This is a genomic window from Candidatus Spechtbacterales bacterium, assembly GCA_040879145.1.
Taxonomy (GTDB): Bacteria; Patescibacteriota; Minisyncoccia; order Spechtbacterales; family 2-12-FULL-38-22; genus JAWVZY01.
The window spans coordinates 1-2,346 of the sequence record JBBDKX010000032.1; the positions used below are offsets into that span (position 1 = coordinate 1).

Annotated in this window: 3 protein-coding genes; all 3 read left to right on the plus strand. The window is 42.3% G+C overall.

Features of this window, described 5'->3' with window-relative positions:
* Window positions 1-761 (plus strand): metal ABC transporter substrate-binding protein (locus tag WDZ40_03455; GenBank protein MEX0877887.1); only part of this gene is annotated, 761 nt, incomplete at its 5' end.
* Between the two features lie 6 nt (window positions 762-767).
* Window positions 768-1,484, plus strand: a complete 717-nt coding sequence (locus WDZ40_03460) for a metal ABC transporter ATP-binding protein (GenBank protein ID MEX0877888.1) — start codon at window positions 768-770, stop codon at window positions 1,482-1,484.
* A gap of 1 nt (window position 1,485) precedes the next feature.
* Entirely contained in the window at window positions 1,486-2,301 is an 816-nt protein-coding gene (locus WDZ40_03465) for a metal ABC transporter permease (protein MEX0877889.1), read from the plus strand.
* Window positions 2,302-2,346: the final 45 nt, after the last annotated feature.

Genomic DNA, 2,346 nt, shown 5'->3' on the forward strand with positions numbered 1-2,346 from the left:
CCGGTGCCTCCCCTCATTTTTATGAATTTACACCCAGGCAGCTGGCCGGACTTTCGGGGACCGAAACTATATTTGCTATAGGGTATGGACTTGACGACTGGGTTCTTAAGGCAGCAGAGGCGATTGAGGGGGTGGGTATAGTTGTTGTGGATAACGGTATAGAACTTCGTGAGAACGCAGAAGATGAGCATGGAGATGAAGAAGAACATGAAGAAGATGAGCATGGAGATGAAGAAGAACACGAAGAGCATGGTCCTATAAACCCGCATTACTGGTTACATTTTGGTAATGCGCGCGCGATAGCCGATACCGTAGCTGAAGAGTTAAGCCGTATAGATTCAGCTAACGCAGAAACATATCGCGCAAATGCTGAGGCATACAAAGCCGTTCTTTTAGCTGAGGAACAGCTCTTGAAAGAAAGAATTGTCCTGCTTACTACAAAAGATCTTTTGACTTTCCACGACAGCTGGTACTATTTTGCTGATAATTTTGGACTTAACATAGTGGGGACTTTTGAGCCAAGCGCGGGAAGAGAGCCAACTCCCAGGTATTTATCTGATTTGCGTGATAAGGTGCGGGAGCATGGTGTAAGTGTTATATTTAGCGAACCTCAGTACTCTAATGCCGCTTTTACCCCTTTTGTAAATGACAACAACCTAGGGTTTGCTGTTTTAGACCCTATCGGGGGAACAAACGAAATACCTTCTTTTGTAGAGCTCATGCGTTATAATGTAAACACAGCTCTTGAGGCTCTTAAGTAAATCTAAATGGAAGAAAACGTTATACAAGTAAAGGGGCTTTCTTTTTCCTATGGCGCAAACGAGGTTTTGTCAGACATTAGTTTTGGCGTACCAAAAGGCTCTATAACATTTATTGTCGGCCCAAACGGTTCAGGAAAAACAACTCTTTTAAAGTTGCTTCTTGGTCTTTTAAAGCCGTCTCAGGGAGAAATTAATGTTTTTGGAAAAAGCCCCAGAGAAATAAGAAAAGATGTAGGTTATGTCCCCCAAAGGTTTCAGTTTGAAAAGTCCTTTCCCCTTAACGTTATAGAGTTTCTTGAACTTGCAGCCCCTGATGCCGATTCCGATGATGTGCAAAAACACATGGAGCATCTTAATATTAAACACCTTAAAGACACAAAAATAGGCGAACTTTCAGGCGGACAGTTTCAGCGGGTTTTAATCGCTCGTTCCATGCTCCACCATCCAAAGATTCTTTATCTGGATGAGCCCGTAAGCGGTGTGGATGTTTCAGGGGAGGAGACAATATACGATATGGTTAAGTTTTTGCAAAAAACTCACGACGTTACAATTGTTATGATATCTCACGAATTAGATGTGGTTCAGGATGTGGCAGATAGGGTTGTGTGTATAAACAAGGAGTTAGTTTGCGACGGAGTGCCCGCGCAGGCCCTTACATCGGAGGTAATGAAAAGTCTTTATGGCTCGCGAACAGCGTTGCATGACCATAGCGCCCACCATTAGTATGCCTGATTTTATTTTATTGCCATTTATGCAGAGAGCTTTAATAGCAGGGGTTGTCCTGGCCTTTATCCTGCCTTTTTTGGGAGTTTTTGTAACCCTGCGCAAGATGTCTTTTTTTAGCGATGGCATAGCGCACGCCTCGCTTGCCGGTATAGCTTTAGGCATTATATCGGGATTAAACCCGATGAACATGGCTTTGATTGTCGGTGTTTTTTTTGGAATTTCTGTTTATGTGCTGGAGCGCAAAACAAATGTAGCATCTGATTCCGTGATAGGGGTAATATTTACAACAGGACTTGCCTTGGGTGTGATACTTTTGAGTTTTCAGCAGGGGTATCAACCCGAATTAATAAGTTTTCTTTTTGGAAGTATTCTTGCTGTAGGCAGTAGCGACCTTTACCTAATAGTTGCTTTTTCGTTTTTTATATCCCTGTTTCTTGTGCGGTATCTTAGGGATCTTACAAATATTACAATAGACAGAGATAACGCATGGCTGCAAGGTATTCCTGTTGCCGCGTTAGAACTAATATTTTACATCGTGCTTTCAATGGCGATAGTGCTTGGCGTAAAGCTTTTAGGAATTATTCTTATAAGCGCTTTATTGATAACTCCCGCCGCTACGGCAAAGCTTGTATCTCCCTCTTTTAAGCGCTTCGTTGCTATAAGTATTATACTTGGAGAGATATCTGTTGTATCCGGACTTGCGCTTTCATACTACTTTGATTTGCCATCCGGGGCTGTAATAATATTGGTGAACTCCCTTCTTTTTATTTTTGCGCTTGGGATAACTCTTTTTCCCAAAAAAGCCGCCGTTTAAATCAGGTAGCAGAGCAGACAGGAATCAAGCTCGAAAATTAGTTTA